Origin of the sequence: Pseudomonas sp. PS02302, from assembly GCF_029959585.1 — a bacterium.
In the GTDB taxonomy this organism is placed as follows: domain Bacteria; phylum Pseudomonadota; class Gammaproteobacteria; order Pseudomonadales; family Pseudomonadaceae; genus Chryseomonas; species Chryseomonas aestiva.
In genome coordinates, this window is the sequence record NZ_JASCON010000164.1 from 1 (window position 1) to 1,673 (window position 1,673).

The 1,673-nt window shown below is 65.2% G+C and carries 1 protein-coding gene; it reads left to right on the forward strand.

Annotation, left to right across the window (positions count from 1 at the left end):
- Positions 1-123: 123 nt before the first annotated feature.
- Entirely contained in the window at positions 124-1,539 is a 1,416-nt protein-coding gene (locus tag QMX82_RS25630) for a GGDEF domain-containing protein (RefSeq protein ID WP_282288789.1), read from the forward strand.
- Positions 1,540-1,673: the final 134 nt, after the last annotated feature.

The following is a 1,673-nucleotide window of genomic DNA, read 5'->3' on the forward strand; positions in this document are numbered from 1 at the left end:
CCCCCCCCCCGCGGGGGGGGCGGCCCCCCCCCCCCCCGGCGGCGGACTGCGGCAAGGCTGCAGCTTTCCTCTGCCACCCCGGATACTATGCTCTAGCCAGACATCCCGCCTTCGCGAGCCCGCATGACTGCACCCGATGACGCCCAGCGTCTCCACGCCTTGAGCGAATTGCAGATTCTCGATAGCGGTGTCGAAGCCGCCTACGAGGACATCGTTGCTCTGGCCTGCCAACTGACCCGGGCGCCCGTGGCCTTCATCACCCTGGCCGATCGGCAGCGTCTCTGGTTCAAGGCCTGCCAGGGCGTGACGGTAACCGAGGTACCGGCCGACGCCTCCCTCTGCCATCTGGCGATCCGTACCCCGCGCCAGCCGTTTCTGGTAGAGGATCTGCAGGGGGATCCGCGCGTCTCACACCTCAGGTCGGCACCCGGTCTGGAACGGATGCGCGCCTACCTGGGCATTCCCCTGCTCGACCGGCACGGGGTCGCCCTTGGCACTCTCTGCGTGATGGACGAGCGGGTCCGGTGTTTCGAGACGGCGCAGGTCGACGACCTGCAACGGCTGGCGCGACAGGTCATCATCCTGCTGCAACAGCGCGAGACCCTGCGCCAGCTGGAAGAACTGGACATCAACTTTTCCGCCTTCATGAACAACGGGCCCTTCATCGCCTACATCAAGGACCGCGACTGGCGTTACCGCTATGTCAACGAGCCCTTTCTGCAGCAGCTGGAGTTGACCCGCGACGAGGTCCTCGGCCAGGACGACTTCATCATCTGGCCAGAAGCCGCGCCACGTTTCCGCCAGGTCGACGAGCAGGTGATGAACGAACTCAAGCCGAGCCGACTCGTCGAGCGCATGACGGCCCCGGATGGCCGACGCCTCTTCTGGCAGTCCTACAAGTTTCCCCTGGTCACCCGGCAGGGCATCGCCCTGGCGGGGCTGTCGGTGGACGTCACCGAGCATATCGAGCAACAGCACATGCTGGAGGCGTCGCAGCGCCAGCTACTGGACATGATGCAGGCGGCCGAGCAACGCAGCGTCACCGATGCCCTGACCGGTCTGTTCAACAGACGCGCCTTCGACCTGCGCCTGACTGAGCATCTGCGGCGCGCCGACGACCACGGCACGCCGTTGTCAATGCTGCTGATCGACGTCGATCACTTCAAGGCCTACAACGATGCCTTTGGCCACCAGGCCGGCGACACCGCCTTGCAGACGGTCAGTCAGCTGCTGCTGCAGAGCTGTCGCGACAATGACGCCTGCTTTCGCTATGGCGGCGAGGAATTTGCCATCCTGCTGTCGGGCGCCGATCTCACCGCGGCCCACCTGGTAGCCGAGCGTTGCCGGGCTGCCGTTGCCAACCATGCCTGGTCACGGCGGGTAGTTACCTTGAGCGTCGGTATCGCGACCCACAGGGCCGGGATGGATGGCTACACCCTTACCGAAGGCGCCGACCGGGCGCTCTATGCGGCCAAGGGCGCCGGTCGCAACCGTATCGCCGCAGAACCCGAACCCGAAGCCCCTGCCAGTCCGGAATGACGCCCAGAACAAAAAACCCGCCGAAGCGGGTTCTTTGTTGCGACCATCCCAACATCCTGTCAGGCGCCATCCTGGCCTGGTCTTCATCCGTGACCTCAGAGCTGCGCATCCTGCGCCGCTGATAGGTGTAGATT

What these genes read in the sequence shown, in the direction of transcription:
- QMX82_RS25630 (WP_282288789.1), top strand. Translation starts at nt 124, where the DNA reads ATGACTGCACCCGATGACGCCCAGCGTCTCCACGCCTTGAGCGAATTG.